At 61.5% G+C, this 15,148-nt stretch carries 14 protein-coding genes; 8 read left to right on the top strand and 6 right to left on the bottom strand.

Going from position 1 to position 15,148, the window contains the following annotated elements:
* Positions 1–310 precede the first annotated feature (310 nt).
* Positions 311–715 carry a GNAT family N-acetyltransferase gene (locus GIB19_RS08370; protein ID WP_342456457.1) on the top strand — a complete coding sequence of 135 codons (405 nt, stop codon included), beginning with the start codon at positions 311–313 and terminating at the stop codon, positions 713–715.
* Here GIB19_RS08370 and def read toward each other — a convergent pair.
* The 3 genes from def to GIB19_RS08355 form a co-directional block, all read right to left on the bottom strand.
* Positions 670–1,206 carry a peptide deformylase gene (gene def / locus GIB19_RS08365; RefSeq protein ID WP_027593164.1) on the bottom strand — a complete coding sequence of 179 codons (537 nt, stop codon included), beginning with the start codon at positions 1,204–1,206 and terminating at the stop codon, positions 670–672. The genes GIB19_RS08370 and def overlap by 46 nt on opposite strands.
* Complete coding sequence (locus GIB19_RS08360) at positions 1,203–2,156, bottom strand: YihY/virulence factor BrkB family protein (RefSeq protein WP_027593165.1); 954 nt, start codon at positions 2,154–2,156, stop codon at positions 1,203–1,205. Before GIB19_RS08360 ends, def begins: the two co-directional genes overlap by 4 nt.
* Before the next feature lie 245 nt (positions 2,157–2,401).
* Positions 2,402–2,581, bottom strand: coding sequence for a CsbD family protein (locus tag GIB19_RS08355; protein ID WP_099430165.1), 180 nt, complete (start codon positions 2,579–2,581; stop codon positions 2,402–2,404).
* Positions 2,582–2,810: 229 nt separating this feature from the next.
* On the opposite strand from GIB19_RS08355, the gene GIB19_RS08350 reads away from it, so the two are divergent.
* Positions 2,811–4,283 (top strand): right-handed parallel beta-helix repeat-containing protein, encoded by a 1,473-nt coding sequence (locus tag GIB19_RS08350; RefSeq protein ID WP_274885179.1) that lies wholly within the window; start codon positions 2,811–2,813, stop codon positions 4,281–4,283.
* A 196-nt stretch (positions 4,284–4,479) separates the two neighbouring features.
* The gene (locus tag GIB19_RS08345; RefSeq protein WP_027593168.1) at positions 4,480–4,860 is read left to right on the top strand and encodes a hypothetical protein; all 381 of its coding nucleotides are present in this window, start codon (positions 4,480–4,482) and stop codon (positions 4,858–4,860) included.
* Here the strand turns inward: GIB19_RS08345 and GIB19_RS08340 are convergent, their stop codons facing one another.
* Positions 4,861–5,697: a CvfB family protein gene (locus GIB19_RS08340; RefSeq protein ID WP_027593169.1), complete on the bottom strand. Its 837-nt coding sequence runs from the start codon at positions 5,695–5,697 to the stop codon at positions 4,861–4,863.
* Positions 5,698–5,828: 131 nt separating this feature from the next.
* On the opposite strand from GIB19_RS08340, the gene GIB19_RS08335 reads away from it, so the two are divergent.
* Positions 5,829–6,689 (top strand): DUF6279 family lipoprotein, encoded by an 861-nt coding sequence (locus GIB19_RS08335; protein ID WP_274885177.1) that lies wholly within the window; start codon positions 5,829–5,831, stop codon positions 6,687–6,689.
* Between the two features lie 54 nt (positions 6,690–6,743).
* Here GIB19_RS08335 and aceK read toward each other — a convergent pair whose 3' ends face one another.
* A complete protein-coding gene (aceK, locus tag GIB19_RS08330; protein WP_274885176.1) occupies positions 6,744–8,459 on the bottom strand; it encodes a bifunctional isocitrate dehydrogenase kinase/phosphatase in 1,716 nt (571 codons plus the stop codon).
* 137 nt (positions 8,460–8,596) lie between these two features.
* Here aceK and GIB19_RS08325 point away from each other — a divergent pair, with 137 nt between their 5' ends.
* Positions 8,597–9,472 (top strand): DMT family transporter, encoded by an 876-nt coding sequence (locus tag GIB19_RS08325; protein WP_099430169.1) that lies wholly within the window; start codon positions 8,597–8,599, stop codon positions 9,470–9,472.
* 13 nt (positions 9,473–9,485) lie between these two features.
* Positions 9,486–9,944, top strand: coding sequence for a DUF4265 domain-containing protein (locus GIB19_RS08320; RefSeq protein WP_027593173.1), 459 nt, complete (start codon positions 9,486–9,488; stop codon positions 9,942–9,944).
* Positions 9,945–9,948: 4 nt separating this feature from the next.
* Here the strand turns inward: GIB19_RS08320 and GIB19_RS08315 are convergent, their stop codons facing one another.
* Positions 9,949–10,830 (bottom strand): DMT family transporter, encoded by an 882-nt coding sequence (locus tag GIB19_RS08315; protein WP_186681965.1) that lies wholly within the window; start codon positions 10,828–10,830, stop codon positions 9,949–9,951.
* A gap of 443 nt (positions 10,831–11,273) precedes the next feature.
* On the opposite strand from GIB19_RS08315, the gene pvdO reads away from it, so the two are divergent.
* Both pvdO and GIB19_RS08305 read left to right on the top strand, forming a co-directional pair.
* On the top strand, positions 11,274–12,134 hold the full coding sequence (pvdO, locus tag GIB19_RS08310) for a dihydropyoverdine dehydrogenase (RefSeq protein ID WP_172960382.1): 861 nt from the start codon (positions 11,274–11,276) through the stop codon (positions 12,132–12,134).
* A gap of 125 nt (positions 12,135–12,259) precedes the next feature.
* Positions 12,260–14,725, top strand: a complete 2,466-nt coding sequence (locus GIB19_RS08305; RefSeq protein ID WP_099430171.1) for a TonB-dependent siderophore receptor — start codon at positions 12,260–12,262, stop codon at positions 14,723–14,725.
* The last annotated feature ends 423 nt before the right edge of the window (positions 14,726–15,148 follow it).

Here is a 15,148-nt window from a genome sequence, read left to right as displayed (position 1 = left end):
TCGATTGACTTCTAATGCCGTCACTGGCGCGGAGAAGTTGTCATCGACTTCAAAGATGACACGAAGTACCGATCCCGCTTCGTCGTACTGCTGGTGGGATGAGTAAAAGTCTACTCCCGGTTTGCAATAGTTGAACCCCGAAGTCGGATATTCACCCTTGCCGGTTTTGCAACAATCTGCGACATAATGGGTTAGGAATAGTGGGCTAGAGCCTCTGGCACGTACCTGCCCAACTTGGCTGTTTAAACACGGGATACACGCCATTTCTGATTATCTGCATTGCTCCGAGTTGTCGGACACGGAGCGTCGCCTGCTCGATCACTTCTACCGCCAGCACGGCTCCCCCATGCGCGCAGCACGTGATGCTGCGCTGTGGGTGGCGCGGGCCAGCGGCATCATTGCAGGCATGAGCCTGACCGCTGTCGGCGATGGCTTCTGGCTGACCGGGCTGTTCGTCGCCCCGCCCCAGCGGGGCCAGGGTGTCGCCGGGCGGCTGATCGACAGTGCGTTGGCGCAAGCGGCTGGGCCGACCTGGCTGTTTTGCCACCCCGACCTTGTGCCCTTCTACCAGCGCCTGGGCTTCGACGAGGCGCAAGCGCTACCCGAGCCCCTGGCCGCGCGCCTGCAGCGCTACCAACGCAGCAAGCGCCTGGTGGCACTGGTGCGCGGTCAGTCGTCGCTGGCGTCCAGCCCGGGGAACAGCACCTCGGTGTAACCGAATTTGGCGAAATCCTGGATGCGCGAGGGGTACAGCCGGCCGATCAGGTGGTCGCACTCGTGCTGCACCACACGCGCATGGAAGCCATCGGCAAAGCGGTTGATCGGGTTGCCCTGAGGGTCGAGGCCTTCGTAGCGAATGTGCTGGTAACGCGGTACTACACCGCGCAGGCCGGGCACCGACAGGCAGCCCTCCCAACCGTCCTCGACCTCGCTCGACATCGGCGTGATCAGCGGGTTGAGCAGGATGGTCTGCGGCACTGGTTCGGCATCCGGGTAACGCTCGCTGCGTTCGAAGCCGAAGATGACCAGTTGCAGGTCGATGCCTATCTGCGGCGCAGCCAAACCCACTCCCCCGACATGGCGCATGGTCTCGAACATGTCGTCGATCAGTTGCTGCAGTTCAGCGCTGCCGATCATCTGCGGGGGCACGGGCGGGGCGATGCGCAGCAAGCGTTCGTCGCCCATCTTGAGAATGTCACGGATCATCGGGGATTCGGCTCGGTGGTTTGCGGCTCGACGGGGTGTTCATGGCCGAGCACAGTGATGGTTTCCTTGGGCTTATCGCCGTCGAAATCCTTTTCGCCAGGGTTCTTGCCCTCGGCCGACATGTGTTCGATCACGGCGTTCATTTCCGCGCCAAGCAACAGCACGGCAGCAGAAATGTAGAAATACAGCAACAGCACGATGATTGCACCGATGCTGCCATACATGGCGTTGTAATCGGCAAAGGTTTTCACGTAGTAGGCAAAGCCCAGCGACGCGACGATCCACACCACCACGGCCAGCACCGAGCCTGGGGTGATGAAGCGAAACTTCTGCTTAACATCGGGCATCACGTAATAGATCAACGCCACCGCCACCATCATCAGGATGATGATCGCCGGCCAGCGCAGGATGGTCCACACCGTGACGATGACTTCCTGCATGCCGACCTGGGCGGCAATCCACTCCATCACCTGCGGCCCCAGCACCATCAACGCGGCGGCGGCCAGCAGCATGACGGCGATGCCCACGGTGTAGAAGATGGACAGCGGTATGCGCTTCCAAACCGGGCGGCCTTCGGGTACGTCATAGGCGGCGTTCATGGCGCTCATCATCAGCCGCACACCCGCCGAGGCAGTCCACAGGGCAATCACGATACCCACCGACAACAGCCCACCCTTGGACTGTTGCAACTGGTCGATCACCGGGTTCACCTGTTCAAGGGCCTGGGGCGGCAGCACCAATTCTGATTGCAGGCGCAGCCAGGAAAAGAAATCCGGCAAATGCAGGAAGCCGATCAGGGCAATCAAAAACAACAGGAAGGGAAACAGCGAAAACAGCATCTGGTAGGCCAGCGCGGACGCATAGGTGGACATCTCGTCGTCAAGAAACTCTTTGACGGTGCGCACCAGCACGCGGTGCAAGGGCAAACCTTGCAGGGCGGAAAAAATCATAGCGTCTCCTTTCGCCGCTCGATCGATACAACAGACAAGTCTAATAGACCACGCCGTTGCTGTGCTGCTCCCGAGGGTTTAAAAGAAAATGCCTACGTTAAACACAATCCTTGTAGGAACAGCGTTGCGCTGCGAAGAGGCCCGTAGCAACTCACATAATAGTCATTGCTATCACTGGCCTCTTCGCAGCACAAGGCTGCTCCTACAGGGCGACGCCTAAACCCTGGTGAACAGGGCAGGATGCATCAAGGCTTTTTCACAGCGTCCTTCACATCGCCTTTGATCTGCTGGGCTTCACCCTTCAGTTCCTGCGCCTTGCCTTCAGCCTTGAGCTTTTCATTGTCGGTCACTTTGCCGATGCCTTGTTTCACGTTACCGATTGCTTCGTTGGCCAAGCCTTTCGCTTTGTCTTTAGTACCGCTCATGGCAAAACTCCTGCAAATGGAGACACGTGAACCGTGTCGACAGTCTGTGGACCTGAGGCCCTTCGCAAGAGTTTCAACCAATTTGCCACGATCAAGCCGAGCGGCAAATCTGCGGGCGAATACCGCACCAATTCCCGCCAACCACCTGCGCAGGGCCCACTGCCTGCCCTAGAATCCCCGCATACGACCGCCTGCAATAAAAACAACGACTTATCGGAAAACCCGCCCCATGCGTTTAATGCCTGTGCTCGTGGCCATGCTGCCACTGCTCCCCCTGCCTGCCCTCGCCGCCTCGCCGGCCGACACCGAAGCCCTGCGCGTCGAGCGCTATGCCGATGACGGCCAACCCGGCAGCCTGCGCTGGGCGATCGAGACCAGCAACCAGAACCCCGGCCACTACCGCATCGAGATTGCTGCGGTGGGCCAGGCGCCCTATGTGATTAAACCCACGCGCGCGCTGCCTGAAATCAAAGGCCCGGTGAGCATTACCGGCCTGGCTTGGGCCCGCGACGGCCAGTACATCGCCATCGACGGCTCGGGCTATATCAAAGACCAGGGCGTGCACACCTGCCCCGGCGCCCTGCCCGGCCAGTTCGGCACCAACGTACGCACCACAACCCACCCGGGCCTGGTGCTGCGCGACACCCAAGGCGTGCACCTGAGCGGCCTGGAAGTGCGCAACTTCTGCATCGGCATCCTGGTCAACCGCGCCAGCGGCAACGTCATCGAAGACAACCGTGTCATCGCCAACAAAGGCGGCGCCGGCATCATGCTCACCGGTGACGACGGCGCCGGTAACCCCACCGCCACCAGCACGGTCAACAACAAGGTGCTGCGCAACCAGCTGATCGACAACGGCGACGGCCTGGAGCTGACGCGTGGTGCGGCCTTCAACCTGGTGGCGGACAACCTGTTCCGCTCCACACCGGCCAACCCCGAGCCGTCCCAGGGCATCGAGATTCTGCTGGGCAATGACAACACGGTGGTGCGCAACCGTTTCGAGAACTACTCGGACGGCCTGCAGATCAACTGGGGCAACCGCAACTACCTGGGCGCCAACACCTTCACCGGTAACTCGATCGGCGTCAGCGTCACCGGCGAGGGCAACACCCTCGATGGCAACCTGATCCACGGCAACCGCATCGGCGTGGCCTTGCGCCCAGAGCCGAGCGTCACCGCCACACGCCTGAGCGCCAACCGCATCTGGAATAACAGCCAGGACATCCGCCGCTGCGAGGCCGGTGGCTCCTGCGTGCCGAACCAGCGCACCGGCGCCATCGTCTTCGGCGTGCCGGCGCAGGCGCATGCGTTGTATGTAGGGTCGCGCGGGGTGGGTGCGGAGCTGGCGAAGAAGGACCAAGCGATCATCTGCGATGCCAAGGGCGAACCCAAGCCTTGCCAACCGTTGCCTAACCACAACCAGCAGCCACCTCGGCTGATCGCGCTTGAGGGGAATGTGATTCGCGGCGAAGTGCAGGGGCCGGCGTCGAGCCTGTTGCGCGTCGAGTTGTTCGGCAATGCGCAGGCTGCGGGCAGCGAAGCGGAGCAGTATCTTGGGGAAGTGATGGTGAACAGCGATGCCCAGGGGCAGGCGCGGTTTGCACATCCGCTGGAGAATATCGGCGGGTTGCGCAGCTTTACCGCGACGGTGACCACTGCCGATGGGGCCACTTCCGAGTTGAGCCGGCCGGTGAGTCGCTGAAGCAAATGGCCTCTTCGCGGGGCAAGCCCGCTCCCACAGGTTACACCACTGTTCTCAGGGTAATCGTATAAACCTGTGGGAGCGGGCTTGCCCCGCGAAGAGGCCGGCCCAGGCAAAGCAACTGGCAAACCTTGCTCAGCTAACCGCCACCCCTCACAATGCAGGCCTTATTACGCGTCAACCCGCAGGAACCTGCATGAAACTCGACAAACCCGCCGCCATCGCCCGGCGCAACGAAGCACTGGCCCGGCCCGTGCTGACCAGCAGCAACACCCTGTTCGCCATCCTCGACCCCAAACGCAACCTGTGGTGGTTCGAAGTGCCGGTAGCGCTGTTGGGCAAAGGCCAGCCCGATTGGGTCAACCTGCTGCTGCACACCCCGGACAGCGATGAGCTGCAGCACCTGAAAGTACCGACCAACTTCCTCAAGGCTCACCTGGAGCAGATGGAAGTGCGCAAGCCGGGCAAACGCCGTTCGACCATCAGCCTGGCCCTGAGCGCCGACCGCGACTCGCTGCTGCGCGACACCCGCCCGGGTGGCGAGCAGCTGGACTTCCGTACGTTCGTGCAGGCCTGATCAGACCCGCTCGATGCGATCGTCATGGATGACGATGCGGCCTTGCTTGAACAACGCACCAATGGCCTTCTTGAAGTTGCCCTTGCTGACGTTGAACAACTTGGTGATCACTGCCGGGTCGCTCTTGTCGCACACCGGCAGCACACCGCCTTCGGCGTCCAGGCGCGCCATGATCTGCTCCTGCAGGCTGTCAGCCAGGGCCGCGCCCACCGGTTGCAGGCTCAGGGCGATTTTGCCGTCGTGGCGGATTTCCTTGATGAAGCCCTTCTCGTGCATCCCCGAACGCAGGAACTTGAACACCTCGTTCTTGTGGATCAGGCCCCAGTGGCGGTTGTTGATGATCGCCTTGAAGCCCATCGGCGTCTCGCCGGCCACCAGTAGCTCGACCGGCTGGCCGACCTGGTAATCGGCCGGGGTACGGTCCAGGTAGCGGTCCAGGCGCGCGGTCGCGGTGATGCGGCGGGTACGCTTGTCGAGGTACGCGTGCACCACGCAGTAGTCGCCGATCTTCAGTGGCCGCAACTCTTCCGAGTAAGGCATCAGCAGGTCCTTGGACAGGCCCCAATCCAGGAAGATACCGGCACCATTGATGTCCTTGACCTTGAGGCTGGCGAACTCACCGACCTGCACCTTGGGCTTCTCGGTGGTAGCAATCAGCTGGTCTTCGCTGTCCAGGTAGATGAACACGTTCAACCAATCGTCTACCTCGGTCTCGGCGTTCTTCGGGATGTAACGCCCCGGCAGCAGGATCTCGCCATCGGCGCCGCCGTCCAGGTAGAGGCCGAATTCCACGTGTTTAACGATTTGCAAACTGTTGTAACGCCCAAGCAGAGCCATTTCCGATGTTCCTCAAGACAAGACGGCTATTCTACACCTGAAGCCACCGTACTGCCCGACCGCTGATTCGGTGGAACCGTCATCTTCCCCCTTGCGTCTACCGACTGGCCAGCCACTGCAAGGATCAGCACATGCCTCGACGCCTGCTCAAGCCCCTGCTCATCACCGTCGCGCTCGCCCTGGCCCTGGTCGCGTGCAGCCGCATCGACCTGGCCTACCGCAACCTGGACCGCCTGGTGCCGTGGTCGCTCGGTGACTACCTGGACATGAACCGCGACCAAAAGGTGCTGCTCGACGAGCGGCTCAGGCAGCACCTGGCCTGGCATTGCAAAACCCAACTGCCCAGTTACCTCGACTGGCTGGACCGGGTGCGGGCCATGGTCGCCGAAGACCAGGTGACTGACCAGGCGTTGCAGCAGCGCACCCGCGAAGCGCGCGAGGCGATTGGCCGGGTTGCCGAAGAAATCACCCCCTCCGCCACCGAACTGCTGCGTGGCATGAGCGACGCGCAGGTGGCGGAAATGCGCGAGGCGTTCCGCGACGACATCAGCGAACGGCAAAAGCAGTATGTCGATACGCCTCTGCCCAAGCAGATTGCCCGCCGCGCCGAGCGCATGGAAAAACGCCTGACGCCGTGGCTGGGTGAACTCAACGCAGCGCAACGGCTACGCGTGCTGACCTGGTCACAGGCGCTGGGCGATCAGAACCGCCAGTGGATCGCCAACCGTGCCCACTGGCAGCAACAGCTGGTGCTGGCGATGGACAAACGCAGCGATGCCAGCTTCGAACCGCGCCTGGCGCAGTTGCTGCAGCGTAAAGAGAGCCTGTGGACCCCGGAATACCGTATCGCCTACCAGAACACCGAGGTGCAAGCACGCAGGTTGCTGGTCGACCTGATGCAATTGAGTACGCCGGAGCAGCGGCAGCTGCTGCAGGCGCGATTGAGCAAGGTGCGCACCGATTTCAGCGAGCTGAAATGCCTGAAGGGCTAAAACCCCAGACGTGCGTGGCGCTGATAGTTTGCGGCCGCAGCGCAGCCCCAGGGGTTACCGCACCTTGCGCCGATACGGGAACACATCGATCACCTTCCCGTCGCGAATCGTTGCCTGCAAACCCTTCCAGTAATCCGCGTCATACAACTCACCATGCAAGCGGCTGAACAAACGCCGCTGGCCCATATCGGCAAACAGAAACGGCGGGAACTCTTCGGGGAACACGTCATGCGGCCCGATCGAGTACCACGGCTCGCCTGACATCTCGTCTTCCGGGTAGCGCGGTGGCGGTATATGGCGGAAGTTCACCTCGGTCAGAAAACAGATTTCGTCATAGTCGTAAAACACAACCCGGCCATGGCGGGTGACGCCGAAGTTTTTCAGCAACATGTCGCCGGGGAAGATGTTCGCCGCCGCCAGTTGCTTGATGGCCAAGCCGTAATCCTCCAGCGCTTCGAGCACTTGGCCTTCGCTGGCGTGCTCCAAGTAAAGGTTGAGGGGCGTCATGCGCCGCTCGGTCCAGCAGTGGCGGATCAGCACTGTATCGCCTTCCAGGGCGACCGTGGACGGCGCCATTTCCAGCAGCTCGGCCAGGCATTCTGGTTCGAACTTGCTGCGCGGAAAGCGAAAATCGGCGAATTCCTGGGTATCGGCCATGCGCCCTACCCGATCGACGCTTTTCACCAGGCGGTATTTGTCGATCACGGTGGCACGGTCAACGGTTTTCGACGGTGAAAAGCGGTCCTTGATGATCTTGAACACGGTATTGAAGCCCGGCAACGTGAACACGCTCATGACCATCCCCCGCACCCCAGGCGCCATGATGAAGCGGTCGTCACTGTTGGCCAGGTGGTTGATCAGCGCCCGGTAGAACTCCGACTTGCCATGCTTGTAGAAACCGATCGAGGTGTACAACTCGGCAATGTGCTTGCCGGGCAGGATGCGCTTGAGGAAGTTGACGAATTCCGCCGGCACCGGCACATCGACCATGAAATAAGAGCGGGTGAAGGAGAAGATGATCGACACCTCCGCCTCGTCGGTGATCAGCGCATCGGCCTCGATGCCATGGCCTTCGCGGTGCAACAAAGGGATCACCAGCGGCCACTGCTCGTCGGGGGTGTACAGGCGGCCGACCAGGTAGGCGCCCTTGTTGCGGTACAACACTGGCGAAAACAGCTCGACCGCCAAAGCCGGGTCCTTGCACACCCAGTCCGGCAGGCATTCGCGCAGCTGTTCTTCCAGCCGCGTCAGGTCGCCATCAAGGTCACCATAGGGCACATCGAACGGGTAATCGGCGAAGATCGCCCGCAGCAGGCCCTTGAGCCCGTCCTCAAGCTGATAGGTGCGGGTTTGCGCCGCGCGCTCGTGGCTGCGCATGGAAGGCCGGGTGGTGTGGATGAACATGCAGCCGTCGCTGATCTGGTCATGGCTGAACAGGCTGCAGAACAGCGAGTTGTACCAGGTCTCGGACAACTCGTCGTCGAGCCGTGGGTCGATCAGGTGGATGTAGGCGCTCTTGACCAGCGGCCACTGCTCCACATCCAGCAGCACCTCATCGGCAACGCTCTGCCGTAGCCGGCCGTTGGCCTCGGCCACCTTTTCTTCGTAGAGGTTGATACGCGCCGCCGCTGCGCGCTGGATGTCTTGCCAGCGCGCCTGCTCGAAGCGCTCACGGGCGCCGAGGGTGATGCGCCGAAAGTGTTCGCGGTAGTCATCGAAGCCATCGAGGATCATCCGGGCGATTTCGCTGGCAGGCCAGTGCTGGGACATGCAGGGCATCTCGGTGCAGGGTGAGAGATACAGCTTAGCCGGTCCACAGCCCGCCTAGATTCACAGCGCAAGAAAGCACAAGAATCCCACTCCCCCCTGGCGTAAACTCGCGCCCTGCCCAAAACCCGGAGACCGTTGTGACCCCCATTGCCCTAGCCCGCCTGCTGACCCTTGCCGCTGTCTGGGGGGCGAGTTTTTTGTTCATGCGCATCATCGCCCCCGAACTCGGCACCGTGCCGACCGCGTTCTTCCGCGTGTCGATCGCGTGCCTGGGCCTGGTCGCCATCGTCGCCGCCGCGCGGGTACGCTGGGACTTCCAAGGCAAGCTCGGCGCCTGCCTGGTGCTGGGCATGATCAACTCAGGCATCCCGGCGACGTTCTACTCCGTGGCCGCACAAGTACTGCCAGCTGGCTACTCGGCGATTTTCAACGCCACCACACCGCTGATGGGCGTACTGATCGGCGTGCTGTTCTTCCGTGAACCGATGACCTTGCCCAAGCTCTGCGGCATCTTCCTGGGCCTGTTCGGCGTTGGCATCCTCAGCGGCGCTGGCCCCGTCGCGCTGGACCTGGCCTTGCTGCAAGGCGCCCTCGCCTGCCTGGCGGCCACCACCTGTTATGGCTTCGCCGGCTTTCTCGCCCGCCGCTGGGTCAGCGGCCTGGACAGCCGCCTCTCGGCCCTGGGCAGCATGCTGGGCGCCACGCTGCTGCTGAGCCCGCTGTTCGCCTGGAGCGCCTTGGCTCAGCCGCCTGCCAGCTGGGGCGGCTGGCAGGTGTGGCTGTCGCTGCTCGGGTTGGGCCTGCTGTGTACCGCATTTGCCTATATCCTGTACTTCCGCCTGCTCGAAGAAATTGGCCCGGTCAAGGCCAGCACCGTGACCTTCCTGATCCCGGTATTCGGCGTATTGTGGGGGGCATGGTTGCTGGATGAACCGCTGTCGATGGCGCACCTGTACGGCGGTGTGCTGATTGGCGCGGCCTTGTGGCTGGTGCTGCGGCCGACGCGCCATTGAAGCGGGGTACACGATGAACAGTGCATACAAGAAGGTGTTGTTCCGCCTGGTACAGGACGCAGACGGTTACCCGCCGGCCTCGGTCGAGGGCCTGTGGGCCAAGGCAGTCGACGGCGGCTACCAAGTCGATGGCATCCCGTTCTATGTCTATGGCATTGCGCCGGGCGACATCATCGACACGCGGGAGGACAGCGGTGAAACCTGGTTCGACAGCTTGCGCATCAGCAGCGGCCGCTCGGTGTTCCGGGTGATCGTCAAGCCACCGGAAACGCTCGACCAGGTGCGCGCAGCCCTGCAAGACTTTGGCTGCAACTGCGAAGCAGAACAGGCGGTGAGGATGCTTGCCGTCGAAGTCCCCTCGCAGCGCGCGCTCGACACCTTGCTCTACTACCTGCTGACCCAGCGCGAAGCCGACCTGCTGGACTTCGAGGAAGGCGTGCTGCGGCACACCATCCCCGAAGAGTTTCGCTAGAGCGCTACGCCTCCGCCAACCGCGCAGCCGGCTTGCGGAACACGAACAGCAAGCCCACCACGATCAGCCCCATCCCCAGCAGGCTCAGCGCTGCCAAACGGTTACCGAAGATCAGGAAATCCATCACCGCAGTCACCGCAGGCACCAGGTAGAACAAGCTGGTGACATTGACCAGATTGCCCTTGGCGATCAGGCGATACAGCAGCAGGGTCGCCAGCAACGACACCACCAGCCCCATCCACAGCAGTGCACCGACGAAGCCGCCGGTCCACTGCACGTGCAACGGTTGCAAGGGGGCGAACAGCGCGCACAGGGCAAACCCTGCCAGGTACTGCAACGGCAAGGTGCCCATGGGGTTGTCGGTGATGCGTTTCTGCAGGATCGAACCCAAGGTCATGCTGCCCAGCGCCAGCAGCGCGAACAGCATGCCGGCCAGGGACACCCCACCCAGGTTGATGCTTTGATAGACCACCATCACCAGGCCAGCAAGGCCTAGCCCCAGGCCGAACAGCCGGCTCCAGGAACGCTGACGCTCCATCAGTACTACGGTGAGGATCGGTTGCACCCCCATCACCGTGGCCATCACGCCAGGGGTGACATGGGTATTGAGCGCCAGCAGATAGAAGATCTGGTAGGCCCCCAACAATACGCAGCCGGTGCCCAGGGCGCGCAGCACCGCCCCACGACTGCGCGGCCAACGCAGGCCCAACAAGGGGCCGATCATCAACAGGCCCGCAAGGGCCAGCGCCGAGCGCAATAACAGGAAAGCGAACGGGCTGGCGTGCGCCAGGCCCAGCTTGGAGACGATTGCCCCGCTGCTCCACAGCAAGACGAACAGGCTGGTGGTGGCCGCCGAGGCCACGGATGCTTTGGAAATGACAGACATGTATTGCCACCTTTCGGGCGAATGAGCCGAACGGAGGGCGTACGCTTCAGCGAGGGAAGTAGCCGACCGTGTTCAGTAGGTTGCGAGTGCGGTGGGATGCGGCCAGAAGCCGATCAGCCCAGCACGACCACGCAAAGAGGCGGAGCTACGCCGCCTACAACGCCACTGACAGGTGGTGGGTAGTGACTGATCATGGCCGGCTGCTGGCTACCACGCACGACCTCGCCCGCGACTGGCGCGAAGGCAAAGCATGAGGTGGAAGGGATGGCTGGCATGAACAGGTCTTCAGGATGTGATCAATGGCCTGGACTATAGCCCGGCGTTTTCTGGCTGGCAACTGGCTAAACCGACCTTTGTAGGCGCGGCCATTGGTTAATTTTTCACCGCCTTGGCTCGTCTGAATGCGAAACGCCGCACGCATTCACCCGCTCCGAGGACCACTCATGAACGCAAAAGCCTGGCTCTACCGGCCAGCCCAGATCACCTGCCTGCTGCTGGTCAGCGCCTACGCCCACGCGGCCAAGCCAGGTGATGTATTCCAGGACTGCAAGGACTGCCCAGAGATGGTGGTACTGCCCGCCGGCAGCTACGTGATGGGCGCACCCGATGACGAAGCCGGCCGCCAGCCCGACGAAGGCCCGCTGCACACCGTGACCTTCGCCAAGCCTTTCGCGATGAGCCGCTACCAGGTCACCGCCGGCGAGCTGGACGCGTACATCAAGGCCACCGGCACCGTCATCAAGAGCGGCGACGACCGCCCCGGGCGCTGGTGCGAAGCCAGCAAGCCCACCTACAAACAAACAGCCCGCCAACCTGCGGTCTGCGTCGACTATGACGAAGTCCAGGCCTACACCGTGTGGCTGGCAAAAAAAACCGGCAAGCCTTACCGCATGGTCAGCGAGGCTGAACGTGAATACGCCGCCCGCGGTGGCTCTACCGGCCCGTTCCCCTTCCCGTTCGACGAGCCGGGCAAGTACGAGATCAGCAAGCACGCCAACACCTACGGCCCCCGTGACGGCTACACCTTCACCGCCCCCGTGGGCAGCTACCCGGCCAATGCCTTCGGCATGTACGACATGCACGGCAACGTCTACGAGTGGGTCGCCGACTGCTACCACGAAAGCTACGAAGGCGCCCCCAGCGACGGCAGCGCCTGGATCCAGGACCCCAAGTGCATCCGCGCGCACATGCGCGGCAACGACTGGGGCGAGCCACCGATCTTCTCGCGCTCGGCCAACCGCAACGACCGCCTCAAGACCACCCGTGGCGACTTCCTCGGCTTTCGCGTAGCCCGCGAACTCTGAACGTTGTGACGCGGTTAACAGCACCTGCGGAAAAACAGTCAATAAGAATCGTTCCGGTTTTTCACAGGTGCTGCGTCACATACAGCACATAGAAAAAAACCCCTCTGCCAACGAGAACGCAACAGATGTCCATGCCATTGCCCAGTGCGCTCAACCCGCTTGCCAAAGCCTTACTGATTCGTCATTCCCTTCGCCCCCAGCGTGCGCTGTCACGCATTGGCCTGGGCCTGGCGCTGTCCTCTGCGCTGGTTGCACAGGTGCAGGCACAGGAATGGACCCTGGATATTCCCGCGCAGTCGATGAACTCGGCACTGCAGGCGCTGGCCAAGCAGACGGATACTCAACTGCTGTACAGCCCGGAAGACATCAGCGGGCTGCGTTCTTCGGCGCTCAAGGGGCGGCATGATTTGCAGTCCTCGCTGCGCACGCTGCTGCAAGGGACGGGGCTGCGTTACCAGATTGATGGCAATACGGTCACCGTAACCGCCGCAGCGAATGCCGAAGGCCAGATGGAGTTGTCGCCAACCAACGTGAATAGCCACGCGCTAGGGTCGACCACAGAGGGCACTGGCTCCTACACCACTGGGGTCACCAACACTGCCACCAAGATGAACCTGTCGCTTCGCGAAACCCCGCAGTCGATCAGCGTCATCACCCGCCAGCGCATGGATGACCAACAGCTTCACAGCATGACCGATGTGCTGACCCAAACCCCTGGCATTACCATGTCCCAGGATGGCGGCGAGCGTTTCAACATTTATTCCCGCGGCAGCCAGATCAACACCTATCAGATCGATGGCGTCACCACGACCCAGGAGAACCAAACCCGCACCCTGCCCAGCACGTTTTTCGACACAGCGCTCTACGACCGGATTGAAGTGGTCAGGGGTGCGACCGGTTTGATGACCGGTGCCGGCGACCCAAGTGGTGTAGTCAACATCATTCACAAACGCCCCACACGCCACTTTCAGTCTTATGTACAAGCTGGTGTAGGGTCGTGGGATTACAACCGCCTGGAGGCGGACGTGTCCGGGCCGCTGACTGACAGCGGCAATGTGCGTGGCCGCTTCGTCGCAGCCAAGCAAGACAATAACTCCTTCATGGACTGGTACAGCCAGCGCAAGGACATTGTCTACGGCGTCGTCGAAGCCGACATGACCGATTCCACCCTGGTACGTTTCGGCGTCGATTATCAAAAGTACAAGGCCAATGGCGCCCCAGGCGTACCGCTGATGTACAGCAACGGCCAACAGACCAACTTTTCTCGCTCCACCAGCTCGGGCGCGCGCTGGGCATTCGACGATTACGAGACGCTGAACTACACCCTCAATGTCGAGCAGAAGCTGGCCAACGACTGGGAATTCAAGGTCGCTGCCAACTACATGGACGTGGACCGTGATTTTGCCGATGCCACCTATGAAACCGCCAGTGGCACCTCATCGCTGGATCCGGTGACCCTCGAGGCATCTGCAGACATTGGCAAGGCGCATGCCGAACAAGTCCAGAAAGGCGTGGATGTCACCCTGCAAGGCCCCTTCGAGCTGCTCGGGCAAACGCATGATTTGATCTTTGGCTGGAACTGGAACGAGTACAACAACGATCACTTCTCTGCGTTAGGCTCAGGGTCGAACAGCTTCAACTTCGGCAGCTGGGACAATTACATGGAGAAGCCCGACAGTTACATTCCGCTGCTGGACTTCAACATCAACTCACGGCAAAGCGGCTACTTCGCCGCCACACGCCTTAACTTCACTGACCAGCTTCACCTGATCCTCGGCGCCCGCGGGACCAACTACAGCTACAACTACTACTCAAAAGTACTCACCATCGCCCGTGCGCCGACCGACTATCACATTGGCGAAACCGGCGTGGTTACCCCCTATGCAGGGCTCGTATACGACCTCACGCCTGAACAGTCGGTGTATGTCAGCTACACCGACATCTTCAAGCCCCAGTCTGCACGTGACATCGAAGGCAAGGTACTGGACCCCGTGCTTGGCAAGAACTATGAGATGGGCTGGAAAGGTGAGTTCTTCGACAGCCGCTTGAATGCCAGCGCAGCAGTCTACTGGATTGAAAGGGACAACCTGGCAGAGCGTACTGGCCAGACCATCCCCGACAGCACGAATGGCGAAGAGGCCTATAAAGCTGTCAACGGTGCTAAAACCAGAGGTGTTGACCTTGAGCTGACGGGTGAAATCCTGCCAGGCTGGAATGTGCAAACCGGCTACAGCTATTCCAGGACCGAGAACGGCGACGGCGATCGCATGTTGACGCAACTGCCGATGGATTCCCTGCGCTTCTGGACCACGTACCGCCTGCCGGGTGAGCTCGACAAACTGACCGTAGGGGGTGGCCTTAACTGGAACTCTGGCACTTCTTTGTACTTCTCGTCGTACAAGACCCGGGCTACCCAGGATGACTACTACGTCGCCAGCCTGATGGCGCGCTACCAGATCACCGACCATCTATCGACAACGCTGAACCTCAACAACCTCTTCGATGAGAAATACTACGCCGGCTTCGCGGGCAACTACGGCCACTACGGTGCGCCACGCAATGCTCAGATGAACCTGCGTTACGACTTCTGATCCTCCTTGACCCCTGGCGTCAACGCCAGGGGTTTTTCCCGCTCGTATAGCATTCGCATCACCTCCCCCTCGCCTGACCAAATCCCGCGCAAACGCATGACCACGCTGGGGCCTCAAAAAAAAGGTTCTTCACGTAATGCTGGGGAAGCGTGGCTGCGATTTGTTTGGCGAGAGATAGGGTGAAGGCTGCCAGGTGCCTGTCTTGGGTTCTGAGGGGGGCGCAAATCGAGCGCCGCCCGCGCGGCGCTTCGCAGCACAAGGCTGCTCCTACAGCTGTTTCGGGCCAATTACGCCTGTACCTACGCGCGCGACCGCCTTGTTTGTTCCACACGATATCGAGGTGGACGCCAAAGGGCCGCGCGCTCAGGACTCACTGGCCCGAAAAAGCTGTAGGAGCAGCCTTGTGCTGCGAAGCGCCGCGCA

Origin of the sequence: Pseudomonas sp. ITEM 17296, from assembly GCF_028895205.1 — a bacterium.
Taxonomy (GTDB): domain Bacteria; phylum Pseudomonadota; class Gammaproteobacteria; order Pseudomonadales; family Pseudomonadaceae; genus Aquipseudomonas; species Aquipseudomonas kermanshahensis.
This window is presented reverse-complemented; position numbering and strand designations above follow the sequence as displayed.

Bases quoted from the DNA above. Each gene is read 5' to 3' on its own strand.
- def (WP_027593164.1), bottom strand. From the start codon at position 1,206: ATGATCCGTGACATTCTCAAGATGGGCGACGAACGCTTGCTGCGCATC.
- GIB19_RS08360 (WP_027593165.1), bottom strand. From the start codon at position 2,156: ATGATTTTTTCCGCCCTGCAAGGTTTGCCCTTGCACCGCGTGCTGGTG.
- GIB19_RS08355 (WP_099430165.1), bottom strand. From the start codon at position 2,581: ATGAGCGGTACTAAAGACAAAGCGAAAGGCTTGGCCAACGAAGCAATC.
- GIB19_RS08350 (WP_274885179.1), top strand. From the start codon at position 2,811: ATGCGTTTAATGCCTGTGCTCGTGGCCATGCTGCCACTGCTCCCCCTG.
- GIB19_RS08345 (WP_027593168.1), top strand. From the start codon at position 4,480: ATGAAACTCGACAAACCCGCCGCCATCGCCCGGCGCAACGAAGCACTG.
- GIB19_RS08340 (WP_027593169.1), bottom strand. From the start codon at position 5,697: ATGGCTCTGCTTGGGCGTTACAACAGTTTGCAAATCGTTAAACACGTG.
- GIB19_RS08335 (WP_274885177.1), top strand. From the start codon at position 5,829: ATGCCTCGACGCCTGCTCAAGCCCCTGCTCATCACCGTCGCGCTCGCC.
- aceK (WP_274885176.1), bottom strand. From the start codon at position 8,459: ATGTCCCAGCACTGGCCTGCCAGCGAAATCGCCCGGATGATCCTCGAT.
- GIB19_RS08320 (WP_027593173.1), top strand. From the start codon at position 9,486: ATGAACAGTGCATACAAGAAGGTGTTGTTCCGCCTGGTACAGGACGCA.
- GIB19_RS08315 (WP_186681965.1), bottom strand. From the start codon at position 10,830: ATGTCTGTCATTTCCAAAGCATCCGTGGCCTCGGCGGCCACCACCAGC.
- pvdO (WP_172960382.1), top strand. From the start codon at position 11,274: ATGAACGCAAAAGCCTGGCTCTACCGGCCAGCCCAGATCACCTGCCTG.
- GIB19_RS08305 (WP_099430171.1), top strand. From the start codon at position 12,260: ATGTCCATGCCATTGCCCAGTGCGCTCAACCCGCTTGCCAAAGCCTTA.